This window comes from Streptomyces echinatus (assembly GCF_014203595.1).
Taxonomy (GTDB): domain Bacteria; phylum Actinomycetota; class Actinomycetes; order Streptomycetales; family Streptomycetaceae; genus Streptomyces; species Streptomyces echinatus.
The window spans coordinates 20,831-40,128 of record NZ_JACHJK010000021.1; the positions used below are offsets into that span (position 1 = coordinate 20,831).

Consider the following 19,298-nt stretch of genomic DNA (forward strand, 5'->3'; position numbering starts at 1 on the left):
GCCGCGGGGAGCGGTCCGGCCGGTGCGCGATGGGGAACGCCGGGACGGGCTGCCGGCGGGAGGAGGCCGTCGGCCCGCATTGTGGTCGCCGCCGCGGTACCGGAGAGGGGCGGGCGAAAGAGGTGAGCCAGACAGTCGTGCGCCTGCGGCGGTAGGGGTGAGGCCGGCTCCCGGCCCGGCGGGAGCCGGCCGCGGTCGACGCCCCCGCCCCTGTCACCGGGCGGGGGCAGGCGACGGGCCGCGTCGGGTCAGGCGCCGACGTACTGGGCGAGGTGCTCGCCCGTGAGGGTGGAGCGGGCGGCGACGAGTTCGGCGGGCGTGCCCTCGAAGACGATCCGGCCGCCGTCGTGGCCGGCGCCGGGGCCGAGGTCGATGATCCAGTCGGCGTGCGCCATGACCGCCTGGTGGTGCTCCACGACGACGACCGTCTTGCCGGCGTCCACCAACCGGTCGAGCAGGGCGAGCAGTTGCTCGACGTCGGCCAGGTGCAGGCCGCTGGTCGGCTCGTCGAGGATGTAGACGCTGCCCGTTCCTGCCATGTGACCGGCCAGCTTCAGCCGTTGCCGCTCGCCGCCGGAGAGGGTGGTGAGCGGCTGGCCGAGGCTGAGGTAGCCCAGTCCGACCTCGGCGAGCCGGTCGAGGACGGCACACGCGGCCGGCGTCCGTGCCTCACCGCTGCGGAAGAACTCGGCGGCCTCGGCCACCGGCATCGCGAACACCTCGCTGATGTCCCGGCCGCCGAGCCGGTACTCGAGCACCGAGGCCTGGAACCGCTTGCCCTCGCACTCCTCGCAGGTGGTGGCGACGCCGGCCATGATCGCCAGGTCGGTGTAGATGACTCCGGCGCCCTTGCAGGTGGGGCAGGCGCCCTCGGAGTTGGGGCTGAACAGGGCGGGCTTGACGCCGTTGACCTTGGCGAACGTCTTGCGGATCGGTTCGAGCATGCCGGTGTGGGTGGCCGGGTTGCTGCGCCGGGAGCCCTTGATGGGCGACTGGTCCACCGTGACGACGCCGTCCCGGCCCGCTACCGAGCCGTGGATCAGGGAACTCTTGCCGGAGCCCGCGACGCCGGTGACCACGGTGAGCACGCCGAGCGGGATGTCCACGTCGACGTCGCGCAGGTTGTGGGCGTTGGCGCCGCGCACCTCCAGCACACCGGAGCGCTCGCGCACGGACGGCTTCAGCGAGGCCCGGTCGTCCAGGTGCCGTCCGGTGACGGTGCCGCTGGTCCGCAGTGCCTCGACGGTGCCCTCGAAGACCACCTCGCCGCCCTTGGTGCCGGCGTAGGGTCCCAGGTCGACGACGTGGTCGGCGATCACGATCGTCTCCGGCTTGTGCTCGACGACCAGCACGGTGTTGCCCTTGTCGCGCAGTCGCAGCAGCAGCTCGTTCATCCGCTGGATGTCGTGCGGGTGCAGGCCGACGGTGGGCTCGTCGAAGACGTAGGTGACGTCGGTGAGCGCGGAGCCCAGGTGGCGGACCATCTTGACGCGCTGGGCCTCACCGCCCGAGAGCGTGCTGGAGGACCGGTCGAGCGAGAGGTAGCCCAGGCCGATCCGGACGAACGAGTCGAGGGTCTGGCCGAGCACGGTGAGCAGTGTCCTGACCGACGGGTCGGTCAGACCGCGGACCCAGGCCGCGAGGTCGCTGATCTGCATGGCGCAGGCGTCGGCGATGCTGAGGCCGTCGATCTTCGCGGACCGGGCGGTCTCGCTGAGCCGGGTGCCGTGGCACTCGGGGCAGGCGGAGAACGCCACCGCCCGTTCCACGAAGGCGCGGATGTGCGGCTGGAGCGTCTCCTTGTCCTTGGACAGGAACGACTTGCGCACGCGCGCGAGAAGGCCCTCGTAGGTGGTGTTGACGCCCTTCACCTTGACCTTGACCGGGTCCCGGTGCAGGAAGTCGTGCCTTTCCTGCTCGGTGTAGTCGCGGATCGCCTTGTGCGGGTCGAGGAAGCCCGATTCGGTGAAGGACTGCACCACCCAGCCGTCGGGCTTCCAGCCGGGGACCGTGACCGCGCCGTCCGCGAGCGACTTGGAGTCGTCGAAGAGCTGGGCGGGATCGATGTCCGAGACGGTGCCCATGCCTTCGCACCGCAGGCACATGCCGCCGACGACGCTGAAGCCCTTCTCGATCTTCTTGCCGTTCACCACGAGGACGCCCGACGCGTCGGCCGAGGCGACGTTGAAGGCGAACGCCTTCTGCGTCCCGATGTGCGGCTGGGCGAGCCGGCTGAAGAGGATGCGCAGCAGTGTGCCCGCGTCGGTGGCGGTGCCGACCGTGGAGCGGAGACTGGTGCCCATCGGCTGCTGGTCGACGAGGATCGCGGTGGTCAGCCCGTCGAGCACATCGACCTCGGGCCGCGCCAGGGTGGGCATGAAGCCCTGGATGAAGGCGCTGTACGTCTCGTTGATCAGCCGTTGCGACTCCGCGGCGATCGTGTCGAACACCAGGGAGCTCTTGCCCGAGCCGGAGACCCCGGTGAACACGGTCAGCCGCCGTTTGGGTATCTCGACATGCACGTTCTTGAGGTTGTTCTCACGTGCCCCGTGCACACGGATCAGATCATGGCTGTCGGCGGCGCACAGCGCGGGAGTCTGGGTGTCGGTCTCCGTGCCGGCCGTCATGGTGTCCCTCCCGTTGGTCGGACGCAGCACGTCTTCGTCATGCGACGTGGTGACGAGTTCCTGAACGTCCCGGTTCATGGGACTCAAGCGTATACCTGCAAAGTCGGTTGAGGGTTTGGCGGAAAACACCCGGAGATCTTGGGATAAAGTCTCAAACCGTGAAGTACCTGCGTCCGTTCGACCTGGCCCGTGAGCACGGCATCTCCACCCAGGCGGTGCGCAACTACGAGCGGGACGGGTTCATCCCGCTCGCCCGGCGCACCCCGTCCGGCTACCGCACCTACACCGAGACCCACGCCGCGGCCCTGCGCGCCTATCTGGCGCTCGTCCAGGCCTACGGGTACGCCACGGGCGGGGAGATCATGCGGACGCTCAACACCGGCGACCTCGACGCCGCGCTGACGGCCGTCGACCGCGGCCACGCCCAGCTGTTGCGCGACCGAAGCACGCTGGACGCGGTGGGGCGGGCGGTGGAGCACCTCACCTCCGGGCCCGCCCCCGGCCCCGCCCACACGTCCGCCGGCAGCGAACCGCTCAGCATCGGCGAACTCGCGCGCCGTCTGGGGGTGACCGCGGCGACCCTGCGGAACTGGGAAGCGGTGGGCATCCTCACCCCCGCCCGGGAGCCGGTCACCGGCCACCGCTCGTACGGCGCCACGGACGTGCGCGACGCCGAGCTGACCCATCTCCTCAGGCGCGGGGGCTACCCGCTGGAGCACATCCGCACGGTGGTCCGGCAGATCCGCACGGCCGGCGGCACCGAGGCGCTGTCCGCCGCCCTCGACGACTGGCGGCGACGGCTCACGGCCCGCGGTGTGTCCATGCTCGACGCGGCGGCCCAGCTCGGCGGGTACGTGGCCCTCCTGGGGGTCGCCCCGGCCGGACCGACGGCCGGCGCGGAACCGGCTCCCGCGCCGGGGTACTCCCCGACGGTTTGAGACCTCGCGGCCCGGCGGGCCCGCCCGCCGCACCGACGGCATCGCCGTAAGCCTCAACGGGTCTTTCAATGATTCGATTGACAGACATGAGCAAGGACTTTCACGACCTTCCCGTGGCCTCGTGCGCTGTACTGGCGCTCGGCGAACCCACCCACCGGGAACCCGCCTTCGGGTGGGTGCGCAACGAGCTGTTCGCCCGGCTGGCCGGCCTCGGCTTCCGCTCGATCGCCCTGGAGACCGACCGCGTGGCCGCGCTGCGCGTCGACGACTTCGTCAAGGGCGGCGACGGGGATCTCGACGAGGTGGCGCGGGACGGCTTCTCCCACGACTTCGGGAACCTGGAGACCAACCGGCGCCTCGTCGCCTGGATGCGGGACCACAACGCGGGCCTGCCGCCGGAGGAGCAGCTGAGCTTCTACGGCTTCGACGCCCCGACGGAGACGACCAGCGCCCCCAGCCCGCGGCGCTTCCTCGAACACGCCCGGGACTATCTGGGGCTCGACCTCGACCTCGCCGGGCTGCTCGGCGCGGACGAGCAGTGGAGCCGTACGGAGGCGGTGATGGATCCGGCCATGTCGGTCGGCGCCACGCCCGAGGCCGAGCGGCTGTGGTCCCTCGCCGACGACATGCTCACCCTGCTCCACTCCAACGCCGCCGAGCGGATCGCGCAGACCTCGGGCGCGGAGTGGCTCCGGGCCAGGACACATCTCACCGCCGGCCTCGGTCTGCTGCGCTACCACCGGCAGGCGGCCCAGCGCCTGGAGAACAACGCCCGGCTGTCCCGGCTGTTCGCCACCCGGGACGCGCTCATGGCGCAGAACCTCCTCGACATCCGCAGCATCGAGGGCCGCCGGGGCGCGACGCTGGTCTCCGCCCACAACGTGCACCTCCAGCGGACCCCGAGCAGCTGGAGCCTGGGCGACCTGAGCGTCAGCTGGCCCGGGGCCGGCACCGTCGTGGCACCGCTGCTGGGCGAGCAGTACCTCTTCGTCGTCGGCAGCCTGGGCCGCAGCGAGGCCCTCGGGCTGGGCGACCCCGAGCCGGGCACCTACGAGAGCCACCTGCAGGACCACGTCACCGACTGGGCTCTCGTCCCCGCCGGCACGGTCGCCGCCGGCCGGTCCCGGACGGACACCACCCCGCAGCAGGGCTACTTCCCGCTCGACCAGACCACCCTGGCCACCGCCGACGCGGCCCTGCACGTCGGCGACGGCGCCGCCGTCACCCGGTCGGGGGACCGTCGGCGCGTACCCGCCGGCGCCGGGAGCGGCCACTGACAGAGACGGGAAGGATTCGCCGGGCTCCCCGGTCGCCGGAGATTAGATTCGCCGTCGATCAGGGAGCCTCCCGAAGGAGCTGACTGCGCTTGAACACGGTGCCGGCACTGTTCGAGTCAATCGTCGCCCGCCGGGGCGGAGAGCCCGCCCTCATCGACGGCGACAGCACCCTCGGCTACGCGGAGCTGAACACCCGGGTCAACCGGCTCGCCCGCAGGCTCATCGCGCACGGTGTCGGACCCGACTCTCTCGTCGCGGTCGCGATGCCGAAGTCGAACGAGCTGATCGTGGCGATCCTGGCGGTGCTCAAGGCCGGCGGCGCCTACCTGCCGCTCGACCCGGGATATCCGGCGGAACGCCTGTCGTTCATGCTGTCCGACGCGCGGCCGGTGCTGCTGCTGCGGTCCTCCTCGGTGGCGCCCCTCGGGGTGGGCCCGGAGGAACTCGTCCTCGACGACCCGGCGTTCCGCGCGCAATGCGCGGCTCTGCCGGGGCACGACGTCGCCCAGCACGAGCGCCGTGCCGCGCTGCGCCCCGAGCACCTGATGTACGTCATCTACACCTCGGGGTCGACCGGAACGCCCAAGGGTGTCGCCGTGCCGCACAGCGGAGTGCGCGACATGGCCGACACACAGGCGGCCTTCCTGCGGGCGGGCCCGGGCGACCGCGTGCTCCAGTGGGCGTCCATCAGTTTCGACGCCGCCTTCTGGGACGTGTCCCTGGCGCTGCTGTCCGGGGCGGCCCTCGTGATGGTGCCCGCCGACGACCTGCTGCCGGGCCATCCGCTGTGGAACACCTTGCTCAAGTACGGCATCACCCACGCGGTACTGCCGCCGGTGGCGCTCAGTGAGACCGACGCCGAGGACGTACTGCTCGGCGGGACCGTCATGTCCACAGGGGACAGCTGTACGCCGACACTGGTGCGCAAGTGGTCACCGAAGCGGCGGATGTTCAACGGCTACGGTCCGACCGAGGTGACCGTCGGGGCGACGATCGGCGGCCCGGTGCGTGACGCCGGTGACATCGGGATCGGCATGCCGTGGATCGGCAACGAGGTGTACGTGCTCGACGAGTGCCTGAGCCCGGTGCCGCCCGGCACGGAGGGCGAGCTGTACATCGCGGGCAGCGGGCTGGCGCGCGGCTATCTCAACCGGTTCCAAGCGACCGCGGCGAAGTTCGTGGCCGACCCGTTCGGTCCGCCCGGCAGCCGGATGTACCGCACGGGCGACCTGGGCCGCAGGGGGCGGGACGGCGAGCTGTTCTTCGCGGGCCGCGCGGACGGCCAGGTGAAGCTGCGCGGTTTCCGCGTCGAACTCGGGGAGATCGAGACCCGGCTCGCCGCCCATCCCGCGGTGGACGTCGCCGTCGCCGTGGTGCGGGGTGAGCTGGCCGACGCGCATGTGGTCGGCTACGTCACCACCACGGCGCCGGTGGAGCCGGGTGACCTGCGCGCCCATGTCGCCGAGGCGCTGCCCGCGCACATGGTGCCCGCACGGGTCACGGTGCTGGAGCGGTTCCCGACACTCGCCAACGGCAAGATCGACCGGGAGGCCCTGCCGCGGCCGGACGCGGCGGCAGAGGGACTCCGGGACGGCGAACGGGCGCCGGACGCCGTCGAGGCGGTCGGCTGCGCGGCCGTGGTCTGCGCGATCGTGCGGGACGTCCTCGGGATCCCGGAGGCGAGCCTCACCGACAACTTCTTCCAGCTCGGCGGGCACTCCGTGCAGGCGACCAGGCTGGCCGCCCGGATACGGGAGCGGTTCGAGGTCGCGCTGTCGATCCGGACCGTGCTGGAGGCGGCGACGATCGGCGAACTGGCTGCGGCCGTCGAGAGCCGGCTGTCCGGCTGACGGCCGTCAGCGGAAGTCGACCGGCAGGCTGCTGTAACCGTTCAGGAAGTTGGAGTAGATCGGTGTGGGCTCGCCGCACACCTCGATCCCGTCGACCGACTCGGTGAGTGCGCTCAGCAGTGCGCGCAGCTCCGCCCGGCCGAGGAACGCGCCGACGCAGAAGTGCGGGCCGTGGCCGAAGGAGAGGTGCTTGTTGGGCGAGCGGGCCGGGTCGAACCGGCGCGGCCGGTCGAACACCTCCTCGTCGTTGTTGGCGGAGGTGTTCCACAGCGTCACGATGTCGCCCGCGCGCACCCGCCGGCCGCCGATCTCCATGTCCCGGATCGCGGTGCGGGCGAAGTGCCTGGCCGGCGTGGCCCAGCGCAGGACCTCCTCGACCGCCGTGTCGATCTCGGACGCCCCTTCGCGCAGCGCCCGCCACTGGGCGGGATGCTCGGCGAAGGTCTTCACCGCGCAGATCGCGGACACGCGGGAGGACTCGTCGCCGCCGAGCACGAGGCTGTAGCAGTTGAGCGCGACCTCCTCCAGCGTCAGCGGGCCGTCTCCCACCTCCGCCGTGGCGATCATGCTGATGACGTCGTCGCCGGGGTCGGCGCGGCGGTGCCGGGCGAGGTCCATGAAGTAGCCGATGAGCTCGTTCCGGGCCTCCAGGGAGTCCAGCCGGTCGGACTCGGCGTCCTCCGAGGAGAGGGCCAGCTTGTTCCAGCGCAGCAGCTTCTCGCGGTCCGCCTCCGGAATGGAGAGCAAATCGCAGATCGTGTTCATCGGAATGTGCTCGGCGACCTCCGCCGCGAAGTCGAACTCACCCTGCCTGGTGACGGACTTGATGAGCCGTGACGTGCGTTCCCATATCTTCTGTTCGACCGCGCCGAGTACGCGCGGGGAGAAGGCGCGCAGCATCAGGTTGCGCAGCTCGCGGTGGCGGGGCCGGTCGGTGACCGCGAGCATCTTGCCGCCGGCCGAGTCACCGCCGCTCAGCAGGACGTCCAGCACGGTCCCGCGCGCGGAACTCAGGGAGCGTACGTCGGCGTAGCAGGCCAGCACGTCCGCGTGGCGGGCGACGACCCAGAACCCGGGGTCCCCCTCGTGCCAGTACACGGGCCGGGACTTCCGCACCTGACGCCAGAACTCGTATGCGTCGTGCCGTACGAAGGCGGTCGCGTCGGTCAGGTCCAGCTCGGTCAGGGTGGTCATGCCCGAATCGTGACATCGGCGGCGCCGGCGCCGGGAATTTCTTGCGCGGGTCTTTCCTCTTGAATGAGAGACGAAAGATTGCAGATCAGCTGGTTCCTTTCCGTGTCACGCTCAGGCACATGGGTCGACGGATGCGCCGGATTGTCCGGCCGCGACCGGCCGGCCACCTATGACGAGGAGGCGGCGTCTTGGGCACTCTGACATACGCGGGATATCTCCAGATGGAGACTCTGCTTTCGCTCCAGGAGCCGCGGACCCCACATACGGCCGGCCGCGCGGTCCTCCTGGCCGAGCAGTTCTTCATCATCACCCACCAGTCCTGCGAGCTGTGGCTGAAGCAGCTCGGGACCGACCTGGACGCGGCTGCCGAGGCGCTCCTGCCGCCCTGTGACACGCACGATCTGGAGCTGGGGCTGGAGTTCCTGCTGCGGGCCGGCGAGGTGATACGGGTGCTGCAGCAGCAGACGCTGGTGCTGGAGAAACTGCCGCTGCGGTACTTCGCCGAGTTCCGGGCCTATCTGGACACGGCGAGCGGCGCGCAGTCGACGCAGTTCCGGCGGCTGACCACGCTGCTGGGCAACAGCCACCACCAGGGTGCTCTCTACGAGGCGTTCGCGGCGGCGGTCGAGTACCACGGGCAGTCCGTGAACGACGTGTGCCGGCGTGGTGTGGAGCTGGGCGTGCTGCACCGCCTCGCGGAAGCGCTGGTGGACCTGGGGAACGGGTACTGGCACTGGAAGGTGGCGCACCTGGCGCTGGTGTCGAAGATGGTCGGGGAGCAGAGCGGGACCGGCGGGTCGAGCGGTGTCGACTTCCTTGCCCGCCGAGTCACCCGGCCCTTCCCCGAACTTCGCCGGCTGCGCGGGAAGGTGCACCACCCGTAGCCGTGAGCCGCCGGCGCTGCGGGGCGGAGTCGGCGGGGCGGCACAGTGGGAAATGAGGGCCTTCCGGGGTCGGGCGTGGATGTCGCGGTCCACACCGACCCCAGAAGGCCCTCACCTGTTCAGGCACCCGTCACACGTGTCACCGCGTATCGAGACGGCACACCTAGCCGGCCTCGGTGTCCAGCGCATAACCGCGGCCCCAGGCCGTGCGTATGACCAGGCCGGTCGGTGACAGACGGCGGCGGAGCCGCATGATGTGGAGGTCGAGCGAATTCCTGGTCGGCCTCTGCACGCGTTCCGCGAGCCGCTGTGCGAGTTCATGCCGGTACACCACCTCGCCGAAGTGCTCGATGAGCAGCTCCATCAATTCGGTCTGGACATTCGAGATGGTGATCGAATGCGGACCGAAGCTGAGTGTTCCGGCGGAGTCGAGGGTTGGTATCTGCCGGCTGTCGAGCCGGTTCTGGAGAGCTCTTACCCTGGCGTCGAGATCATCCCGTGAGATGGGCGCTCGGACCCAGTCCTCGAAGGGATCGTTGCACACCGGCGGACGGGCACCTGCCTCCACCACGAGGAGACGGGGTACGCCGTCCCTCTTACATCGGTTCCGAAGGTCTATTTGTGCCGGCCATCGGACGAACATGACATCGCTGGTTGTGCATCCCACAGCACACGCCTCCCCGTGGACGCAAATAAATGGTCACTGTCATCGCCGGCCGACGGGGTCTTCCGTCGGCCGGACAGGTGTAAAGGGCCGCAGGCCGTGGTGGTCTGGATCGGTTGCCACGGCCTCGGCCCTCAGTGGCGCCGCGTTTCCTCAGGTCAGCGGCCGGAGCCGCGCTTCACGGCGCGGACCTAGCCGTTCATCGCCTCTCGGAGACTGCGTGGCCGCATGTCGGTCCAGTGCTCCTCCACGTAGGCGACGCTCTCCGCTCGTCCGGCGGGGCCGAAGACGCTGCGCCAGCCGGCGGGAACCTCGGCGAAGGCCGGCCAGAGGGAGTGCTGGTCCTCGTCGTTGACCAGCACATGGAACTCGCCGTTCTCGTCGTCGAACGGATTGGTGCTCACCTGTGTCCTCCAGATCTCGTTCCACCGGTTGGGGGGTCGAACAGGGTCACTGCGCCGCCCGCAGGATCCGGTTGATGGCGCGGCTGATCTCAGCCGCGTTCCGCGGCCAGTACATCTCGTTGTGAGCGCAGGCGATGTCGATGCGCTGCACACGACCGTCGACGTGCTCCCTCCAGAGCACGTCCAGTTCCTCGTCCAGTTCCCGCTTGTCGTGGGTCTCCGGGTCGAGGAGCGCGTTGAAGAAGACGACGTCACCGCGGTACCGCGGTGAGGTGAACCGCCGCATCTGCTCCATCTGTCCGATGAAGATCGAGGAGGCGGTGGTGACCAGCGACGGGTACTCCTCCATCCCCGCCAGGTGCCCCATGTAGTTGGCGAGGTAGCGGCGGACCGTGGCCTCGTCCAGCGCTTCCAGGTCGGCGAAGTGGCTGGAGGGGGCGGCGTCCAGCAGTGCCAGGAGTGCCACCTCGTGTCCGCGGCGCTGCAGTTCGGCCGCCATGGCGTGCGCGAGGGTGCCGCCGAAGGACCAGCCCAGCAGGTGGTAGGGGCCGGTCGGCTGGACCTCGAGCACCTGCTCGAGATAGTCCTCGACCATCTCCTCGATGGAGCCGGCCGGCGGGGTGGTCCCGTCGAAGCCGCGTGCCTGGATGCCGTACAGCGGCCGGGACGGCTCCACATGGCGGGCGAAGCCCAGGTAGGGCCAGCTCAGCCCGCCGCCCGGGTGCAGCCACCACAGCGGGGGCCGGTGGCCCTCGGTGCGGATCGGCAGCAGGACGGCGAACGGGTCCTCGAAGTCGTCGGCCTCGGTGTCGGCGGACAGCTGTGCCGCGAGTGCGGCGACGGTCGGGTACTGGAACACCGTGCGGATGGGAACGTCCACGCCCAGCTTCTCGTGGATCCGCCAGACCAGGCGCGTCAGCCGCAGGGAGTGGCCGCCGAAGGCGAAGAAGTCGTCGTCGATGCCGATCCGGTCCAGGCCCAGTACCTCGGCGAACAGCGCGGCGAGTTCCTCCTCGCGCGGGGTGCGCGGAGCGCGGTGGTCGCCGCCGCCGGCGTCCGGCTCGGGGAGCGCGGCCCGGTCCACCTTGCCGTTCTCGGTGAGCGGCAGCCGGTCCAGGACGACGATGTCGGCGGGCATCATGAACTCCGGGAGCCGGCCCGCGAGCCGTTCGCGCAGCACGGAGGGCAGCCGGGAGACGCGGCGGGAGACCGCGGGCACGTTCGTCGGCCGGCCTGAGGGGGCGCCGACGGGCCGGTACAGGCCGTCGAGGCAGACGGCGTCGACATCGGGCACGACGGCCGCGTCGAAGCAGTCACCCGCCTGTGCCGACCAGGTGCAGTACACCGCGAGGCCGCGCCGGGCGCCCCACTCCTCCAGTTCGGCCGGGTCCAGGGTGCCGCCCAGTTCGGCGGGGGCGCCCCACTCAGCGGCCTCGCCGGCCAGGCGGGAGTTGGGGACGCGGGTCAGCCGCAGCCGGCCGCCGTGCCGGGCCAGCGCGGCCTCCAGGTCGGCGACCTCACGGACCTCGGCCCCCCAGGCCGCCTCGGGCAGGTCGCCGAGGTCCAGCGGCTTCGCCGGCGCCTTGTGCAGCACGACCTCGTAGCGGTGGCGTGTCAGCTCGTTGTGGTGGGTGCCCTGCTTGAGGCGGATGTCGGCGGCTACGGCGTCCGGCCTCGCCTCGGCCCAGCGGGTGAAGAAGCCCGGGTCGACGACGAGTTCCTTCTCGCCGAGCACGGCGCGTTCGACGGCGGCCTGCACGGCGGCCGGTCCGTCGTCGGGCTGCCGGCAGCGGTGGACCGCGGCGGCGAACGTGCGCAGGGTGCGGTGGTTGCGGATGTCGCCGAGCACGACGCGTCCGCCGGGCGCGAGCCGCTCCATCGCGAGGTCGAGCACCCGGGTGAGGTACCCGGCGTCCGGGAAGTACTGCACGACCGAGTTGAGGATCACCGTGTCGAAGTACCCGGCGGGCAGGCCCTCGGCGTCGTCGGCGGGCTGACAGCGCAGGGTCACCTTGTCCGACAGCCGCGGGTCGGCGCCGGTCTGGGCGCGCAGCCGTTCCACGACGGGCGCCGAGAAGTCGGTGCCCCAGTACTCCTCGGCCTCCGGCGCGAGCGGGCCGAGGAGCAGGCCGGAGCCGACGCCGACCTCGAGCACCCGGCGCGGGCGCAGGGACCGTACCCGCCGCAGCACGGCCTCCCGCCAGTCCCGCATCTGCGGCAGCGGGATGGGCCGGCCCGTGTAGGAGCTGTTCCAGCCGGTGAAGTCCTCGCCGACCCCGTCGGTGCCGACCTCCGTCCCGCCGTACATGGTGTCGTAGATCTCGCGCCACTCGCCGACCTGGTCGGCGGCGTCCCGGCCGGTCGACGCGGAGCCGTCGGGCACCACGTAGGCGACCATGCGGCGTTCGCCCTGCCGGTCCTGGCGCACGGCGACCACCGCGTTGGCCACGCCGTCCTCTTCCCGCAGCACCGTCTCCAGCTCGCCCGGTTCGACGCGGAAGCCGCGCAGCTTGAACTGGTCGTCGCTGCGGCCGATGTACTGGAGGTGGCCGGCGGCGTTCCAGCGCACGAGGTCACCGGTGCGGTAGGCGCGGGCTCCGGGCCGTCCCGACGGGTCGGGCACGAACCGGGTGGCGGTCAGATCCGGGCGGCCCGCGTATCCGCGCGCCACGCCGTCGCCGCCGATGTAAAGCTCGCCCACCACGCCGGGCGGCACCGGCCGCAGCCGGTCGTCGAGGACGAGGAGCCGGCTGCCGTCCATGGGGGTGCCGATGGGCAGCGGGTCGGCGCATTCCGCCGCGGAGGCCACCCGGTGACGGGAGGCGAAGGTGGTGGTCTCGGTCGGGCCGTAGCCGTTGACCACGGTGATGCCGGGACAGGCGTCGAGGACCGCGCGGACGGCGGTGGGCGAGAGGACGTCGCCGCCCGCCCACACCTCCCGCACGTCGCGGAAGCACGCGGCGTGCTGTTCGGCCATCACGGCGAACAGTCCGGCGGTCAGCCACAGTCCCGTGATCTCCCGCTCGGTGATCACCCGGGCGAGCTCCGCGGTGTCCGGCCGGCCGGCCCGGGCCACCACGGCCGTGCCGCCGCCGAGCAGCGGCACCCACATCTCGTACGTCGACGCGTCGAAGGTGTGCGGCGAGTGGAGGAGGACGCGTCGGTGGGCGCCGGTGACGAAGGAGCCGTCGACGGCGAGGTCGGTCACGTTCCGGTGGGTCACCTCCACGCCCTTGGGGCGGCCGGTGGAGCCCGAGGTGTACATCACGTAGGCGACGGAGTGCTCGCCCGTGCCGTGCGGCGCGGGCGGCGAGTCGGGCAGCGCGTCGAGGTCCTCCCCGGCGAGCGACTCGTCCACGGTGACGGCCGGGTCGAGGTCCGAGAGCAGGAAGTCGATGCGCTCGGGCGGGTAGGTCGGGTCGACCGGCACGTAGGCGGCGCCGGTCTTGAGGACGCCGAGGACGGCGGCGACGAGCAGCGGCGAGCGTTCCAGCACCAGCGCGACACGGCTGTCCGGGCGGGCACCGCGCGCCCGGAAATAGTGGGCGAGGCGGTTGGCCCAGCGGTCCAGTTCGGCGTAGGTCCAGGCGAGCGTGCCGTCCGCGGAGACCAGCGCGGTCGCGTCCGGGGTCGCCGCGGCCGTGGCGGCGAACCGCTCGTGGAGGGTACCGGCCTCGAACCGGGCGTCCCGGCCCCGGCCGCCCCAGCCGCTGAGCGCCGTGCGCTCGTGCTCGGCCAGGACGCCGACGGAGCCGATGGGCGTCTGCGGCGCGGCGACCACCTGGCGCAGGAGGTGCAGCCAGCGGTCGAGGAGCGTGCCGACCGTCGCGGCGTCGAACAGCTCGGTGGCGTACTCCGCGAAGCCCTCGATGCGGGCCGGTGCGCCGTCCTCGTCCCGTTCGGTGACGCTGATGAACAGGTCGAAGCGCGAGGTGCCCGGGGAGAACGGCTCCTCGGTCACGGTCAGGCCCGCCAGGTGGAACTCCGGTCGCGCGTTGTTCTGGAGCGCCAGGCACACCTGGAACAGCGGGTGGTGGGCGGGCGAGCGGGCCGGGTTGAGCTTCTCGACCAAGTGCTCGAAGGGGATGTCCTGGTGGTCGTAGGCGGCGAGGCTGCACTCGCGGACCCGGCCGACGAGTTCGGCGAAGGTGGGGTCGCCGGAGGTGTCCGCGCGCAGCACCCACGTGTTGACGAAGAACCCGACCAGCCGGCCCAGCACCTCGTCGGTGCGTCCGGCGATGGGCGAGCCGATCGGCACGTCGGTGCCCGCGCCGAGCCTGGTGAGCAGCGCGGCGAGGGCCGCCTGGAGCACCATGGACACCGTGGCGCCGGTCTCCCGGGCCAGCCTGCGCACGCCGTCGGTGAGCTGGGCGTCGAGGGTGAGGGGCACCAGATCGCCCGCGTACGACGCGACGGCGGGCCGTGGCCGGTCGGCGGGTGGCGTGACGGTCTCGGGCAGGTCGGCCAGCTGGGTGGTCCAGTAGTCCAGCTGCCGTCGGTAGAGGCTGCCCGGTGTGTCGCTGTCGCCCAGCAGTTCGCGCTGCCAGAGCGTGTAGTCGGCGTACTGGACGGGGAGCGGTTCCCACTCGGGTGCCCGGCCCGCGCGGCGGGCCTCGTACGCGGTGGTGAGGTCCTCGGCGAGCGGGAGGGCGGACCAGCCGTCGGCGGCGATGTGGTGCGCGCCGATCAGGAACACCGCCTCGCGCTCGCCGGTGCGCAGCAGCCAGGAGCGGACGGGGATCTCGGCCGCCAGGTCGAACGGGCGGCGCGCCGCCTCCCGCAGGACGCCGGGCAGCTCGGCCTCGGTGACCTCGCTCTCCTCCCAGGGCACTTCGACCACGGCCGGTTCGACGATCCGCTGGTACGGCTGTCCGTCCGCCTCGCCGAAGACGGTGCGCAGTGATTCGTGCCGTACGACGACGTCGTGCACGGCGCGGCGCAGGGCCGCCGCGTCGAGTTCGCCGCGCATCCGCAGGACCAGGTTGACGTTGTAGGTCGCCGAGGGTCCCTCGAAGCGGTGGATGAACCACAGCCGCTGCTGGGCGTAGGAGAGCGGCAGCCGTTCGGGCCGGGGGCGGGGCAGCAGCGGCGGGCGGACGTCGCTCAGGGTGGTCAGGTGGGCCGCCAGTTCGGCGACGGTGGGCGACTGGAAGACGAGCCGGATGGGGATCTCCACGCCGTGCTCGTCACGGATGCGGCTGACCAGCCGGGTGGCCAGCAGTGAGTGGCCGCCGACGGTGAAGAAGTTGTCGTCCACGCCGACCCGGTCGAGACCGAGGACCGCGGCGAACAGCGCGCACAGCGACTCCTCCTCCGGTGTGGCGGGGGCCCGGCCGCCACCGGCCGTGTAGTCGGGCTCGGGCAGGGCGCGCCGGTCGGGTTTGCCGTTGTCGGTCAGCGGCACGGAGGCGATGGGCACGATGGCGGCCGGGATCATGTACTCGGGCAGGGTCTCCCGCAGATGACCGCGCAGGTCGGGCAGCAGCGCCGTGACGGCGGCGGCTGCCGCGGGGTCGTTCGCCGGGGTGCGTCCGTCGGTGGCCGGCAGGTATGTGCCGGTGAGGGTGGTGCCGGCCGCCGGGCCGTCGCGCAGCACGACGACGTCGAGCAGGTCGACCGCGTCGGCGGACCAGGTCGGCACGGCTTCCCAGCCGTACCGGGCGGCCCAGGCGCGGATCTCTGCGGGGTCGAGCGGCGGCTGCTCGGGCGCGGCGGAGTCGTCGAGGCCGAGGGCGCGGGCCGCGGCGGCCTCCTCGGTGAGGCGGGCGTTCGGGACTCCGGTGATCCGCACCGCCGGTTCGGACCGGTCGCGTACCCGGTCGGCGAGCCGGTCGAGGTCGCCCTCCCAGGGCAGGGTGGGGACGGCGTCGAGCCGTCGCGGGGCGTCCGCCGGTGCCGTGCCCGGCTTGTGCAGCACCACCTCGTAGCGGTGCCTGGTCAGCTCGTTGTGGTGGATGCCGTTCTTGGCGCGGATGTCGGTGCCGGCCGCCCCGGCCCGGTGTGCCCAGCTGAGGAACCACTCGGGGTCGACCACGAGTTCCTTCTCCAGCAGGACGGCCTGGTCGACGGTGGTGCGCAGTACGGCCGGTGCCGCGTCGGGGTGCTTGGCCCGCTGGATGCCCGTCTGGAGCGTGCGCAGGGAGGCCGCCCGCCGGATGTCGCCGAGGACGATCCGGCCGCCCGGGGCGAGGAGTTCCCAGGCGCCGTCCAGGACCCGGGCGAGGTAGCGCTCGTCGGGGAAGTACTGCGCGACGGAGTTGAGCACCACGGTGTCGAATCCGCCCCGGGGCAGTCCCGCGAGGTCGTCGGCGGCCTGGCGGCGCAGCCGGACCCGGTCGGCCAGGCCGGCCCGGGTCACCTGGTCGCCGAGCCGGTCGATCACGGCCTGGGAGAAGTCGGTGGCCCAGTACTCCTCCACCCGGGCGGCGATGTGCGCGAGAAGGAGTCCGGTGCCGACGCCCAGTTCGAGGACGCGTCGGGGTGACCGGCACAGGACGCGTTCCACGGCGGCGTCGCGCCAGGCCCGCATCTCCTCGAGCGGGATCGGCTCACCTGTGAAAGAGCTGTTCCAGCCGGTGAAGTCCTCGCCGAATCCGTGTCCGCTGTCGTGGGAGTAGGCCTGGTCGTAGACCTCCTGCCACTCCCCCACCTGTTCGTCGGCGTCGCCGGCGGGCCGCAGGGTGCCGGTGTCGGGGACGACGTAGGCGACCAGCCGCAGGTCGCCGGGGCGGTCCTCACGGGCGGTCACGATGGCCTGGCGGACGGCCGGGTGGCGGACCAGGGTGTGCTCGATCTCGCCGGGCTCGACGCGGAACCCGCGCAGCTTGACCTGGTTGTCGGCGCGGCCGAGGAAGCAGATGTTGCCGTCCGGGAAGAAGCTGGCGCGGTCGCCGGTGCGGTACAGCCTGTCGCCCTCGCGCGTGCTGAACGGGTCGCGGACGAAGCGTTCCGCGGTCAGCTCGGGCCGGTTGACGTAGCCGACGCAGAGACAGTCGCCGCCGATGTACAGGTCGCCCTCGACGCCGACGGGGCACGGCTCCATGTTCTCGTCGAGCACGTAGTAGCGGGCGTTGTCGATGGGGCGGCCGTAGGGGATGCTGCGCCAGGACGGGTCGATCTCCCGGACCCGGAAGTAGTTGGACCACACCGTCGCCTCGGTGGCGCCGCCCAGGCTGACGATCTCCGCGCCGGTGAACACCCGGCGGACCTCGTCGGGCAGCGACAGCGGGGTGTAGTCGCCGGAGAGGTACACCAGGCGCAGGTCGTCGGCGCCCTCGTACCCGCCGTCCTCGGTGAGCAGGGAGGCGACCTGGTTGAGGGTGGTGGGCACCGAGTCCCAGAAGGTGATCGGTTCCGTGAGCAGAATGTCCAGGAGCAGCTGCGGATCACGCTGCTGGACGGCGTCCGCGATGTAGACGCCGCCGCCGCAGCCGAGCAGGCCGAAGATGTCGAAGACGGAGAGGTCGAAGCCGAGCGAGGTGACGCACAGGACGACGTCGTCGGGGCCGAACGCGAAGGTGCGGTAGCACCAGTCGAGCAGGTTGTGCACCGGACGGTGGGTGACCGCGACGCCCTTCGGCTTCCCGGTGCTGCCGGAGGTGAAGATGATGTACGCCGTGTTGTCCGGGCCCGCGGCCGGTTCCGGATCGTGGTCGGGGCCGGTCGATTGGGCGTCGGTGAGTTCGACGAGGCGGACGCCGTCCGGCAGGGCCCAGCGTTCGGTGTCCGGTGCGGACAGCACGAGGGAGCACGCGGCGTCGTCGAGCATGCCGGCCACGCGGTCGGCCGGCAGCGTGGGTTCGAGCGGCAGATAGGCGCCGCCCGCCTTGAGCACGCCCAGCACGGCGGCGATCATGGCCGGGCCGCGCGGGACACCGACGCCGACGACGGTCTCCGCGCCGACGCCGTGTTCCTTGAGGTCCCAGGCGACGCGGTTCGCCCACCGGTTCAGCTCGCCGTAGCTCATGGTGCCGCCGGCCCAGCGCAGGGCGGTGGCCTCCGGTCGCCGTGCGGCCTGCTCCTCGAAGAGCAGGTGCACCGGTCCGGGGCAGTGGACCGGGCGGGCGGTGTCGTTCCACTCGACGAGGATCTTCCGGCGTTCGGCGGCGTCGAGAGCGGCGCCGGACCGGCCGGGCCCGGCCTCGGCCGCCACGCCGACGGTGGTCTTCGGGTCGCCCACGACCTCCTCGACGACGGCCGTGAACCGTGCCGCGATCTCCTCCACCGTGGAGCGGTCGAAGAGGTCGGTGGCGTACTCGATCTCACCGACGACGGAGCCGGTGGACTCGTCCGGCGCCAGGTTGAAGAAGAGGTCGAACTTCGCGCTGCCGGTGGGCAGCGGTTCCATGGTCACGGTGAGGCCCGGCAGGTCCAGGTGCGGCGGGGTGTTGTTCTGCCACGCCAGCACGACCTGGAACAGGGGGTGATGCGCGGTCGAGCGTTCCGGCCGCAACAGCTCCACGAGCCGCTCGAACGGCACATCCTGATGGTCATAGGCGGCAAGCGCCTTCTTCCGTACCTGTTCCAGTACCCACTCGAAAGGCCGGTCCGCGGTCACCTGCACGCGCAGCGTCCAGGTATTGACAAAGAAGCCCACCAGTTCATTCAGTGCCTCCTCCGTACGGCCCGCGATCGGCGAGCCGACGGTCACATCCTTGCCTCCTCCCAGCCGATGCAACAACACCACCAACGCGGCCTGGAGCACTATCGACGTCGTGACACCATTGGTTTGCGCCAACTTTTCGACCGCGGCACGCAGTTCGGTGGACAACCCGACCGGAACCGATCCGCCCCGGAAACTCGCCACCTCGGGGCGGGGCCGGTCCAGGGGCAGGGGAAGAGGTTTGGACACACCCGCCAGTTCGTCGCGCCAATAGGCGCTCTGCACCGAGACGACACTGTCCGGATCTTTTTCGTCGCCCAGCATTTCCTGCTGCCAGAGGGCGTAGTCCGAGTACTGGACGGGCAGTTCGGGCCAGTCCGGTGCCGTGCCGGTCACCCGGGCCCGGTAGGCCGTCGAGACGTCACGTGCCAGCGGGGCCAGCGAGCCGCCGTCGCCGGCGATGTGGTGGATCACCAGGACGACCAGGAATTCCTCGTCGCCGCTCTGCAGGACGCAGCCGCGCAGCGGCACGTCCGTCGACAGGTCGATCCAGCTGCCGCTCACCGACGCCACCACGCCGGGCACCCGCTCGGGGGCCACCCGGCCCCAGTCCTGCCAGGGCAGTTCGATCTCGGCGGGGTCGAGCACACGCTGGTACGGCTGGCCGTCGGTCTCCGCGAAGACGGTGCGCAGGACCTCGTGGCGGATCATCACGTCGCGAAAGGCCGCCCGCAGCGCGACCGTGTCGAGCGGGCCGTGACAGCGCAGGAGCAGCGGAATGTTGTAGGTGGAGGAAGGGCCTTCGAAGCGGTTGATGAACCACATTCGCCGCTGCGCGTAGGACAGGGGGGTCATGGT

The 19,298-nt window shown here is 71.6% G+C and carries 9 protein-coding genes; 4 read left to right on the plus strand and 5 right to left on the minus strand.

Annotation, left to right across the window (positions count from 1 at the left end; translation table 11 throughout):
* Window positions 1–248: 248 nt before the first annotated feature.
* Window positions 249–2,627 carry an ATP-binding cassette domain-containing protein gene (locus FHS34_RS37365; RefSeq protein WP_184974159.1) on the minus strand — a complete coding sequence of 793 codons (2,379 nt, stop codon included), beginning with the start codon at window positions 2,625–2,627 and terminating at the stop codon, window positions 249–251.
* Between the two features lie 158 nt (window positions 2,628–2,785).
* On the opposite strand from FHS34_RS37365, the gene FHS34_RS37370 reads away from it, so the two are divergent.
* From FHS34_RS37370 to FHS34_RS37380, 3 genes are all read left to right on the plus strand, one after another.
* On the plus strand, window positions 2,786–3,565 hold the full coding sequence (locus FHS34_RS37370) for a TioE family transcriptional regulator (protein ID WP_225817805.1): 780 nt from the start codon (window positions 2,786–2,788) through the stop codon (window positions 3,563–3,565).
* Window positions 3,566–3,651: 86 nt separating this feature from the next.
* Window positions 3,652–4,842: an erythromycin esterase family protein gene (locus tag FHS34_RS37375; protein WP_372478639.1), complete on the plus strand. Its 1,191-nt coding sequence runs from the start codon at window positions 3,652–3,654 to the stop codon at window positions 4,840–4,842.
* 98 nt (window positions 4,843–4,940) lie between these two features.
* Window positions 4,941–6,692, plus strand: coding sequence for a non-ribosomal peptide synthetase (locus FHS34_RS37380; RefSeq protein WP_225817810.1), 1,752 nt, complete (start codon window positions 4,941–4,943; stop codon window positions 6,690–6,692).
* A gap of 6 nt (window positions 6,693–6,698) precedes the next feature.
* Here the strand turns inward: FHS34_RS37380 and FHS34_RS37385 are convergent, their stop codons facing one another.
* Window positions 6,699–7,886, minus strand: coding sequence for a cytochrome P450 (locus FHS34_RS37385; protein WP_184974056.1), 1,188 nt, complete (start codon window positions 7,884–7,886; stop codon window positions 6,699–6,701).
* Between the two features lie 188 nt (window positions 7,887–8,074).
* Here FHS34_RS37385 and FHS34_RS37390 point away from each other — a divergent pair, with 188 nt between their 5' ends.
* Complete coding sequence (locus FHS34_RS37390; protein WP_184974058.1) at window positions 8,075–8,770, plus strand: tryptophan 2,3-dioxygenase family protein; 696 nt, start codon at window positions 8,075–8,077, stop codon at window positions 8,768–8,770.
* 163 nt (window positions 8,771–8,933) lie between these two features.
* On the opposite strand, the gene FHS34_RS43615 is transcribed toward FHS34_RS37390, so the two are convergent.
* The 3 genes from FHS34_RS43615 to FHS34_RS43620 form a co-directional block, all read right to left on the minus strand.
* Window positions 8,934–9,341 carry a helix-turn-helix domain-containing protein gene (locus FHS34_RS43615; RefSeq protein WP_221509979.1) on the minus strand — a complete coding sequence of 136 codons (408 nt, stop codon included), beginning with the start codon at window positions 9,339–9,341 and terminating at the stop codon, window positions 8,934–8,936.
* 284 nt (window positions 9,342–9,625) lie between these two features.
* Window positions 9,626–9,838: an MbtH family protein gene (locus FHS34_RS42985; RefSeq protein ID WP_184974060.1), complete on the minus strand. Its 213-nt coding sequence runs from the start codon at window positions 9,836–9,838 to the stop codon at window positions 9,626–9,628.
* 46 nt (window positions 9,839–9,884) lie between these two features.
* Window positions 9,885–19,295 carry a non-ribosomal peptide synthetase gene (locus tag FHS34_RS43620; RefSeq protein ID WP_184974062.1) on the minus strand — a complete coding sequence of 3,137 codons (9,411 nt, stop codon included), beginning with the start codon at window positions 19,293–19,295 and terminating at the stop codon, window positions 9,885–9,887.
* Window positions 19,296–19,298: the final 3 nt, after the last annotated feature.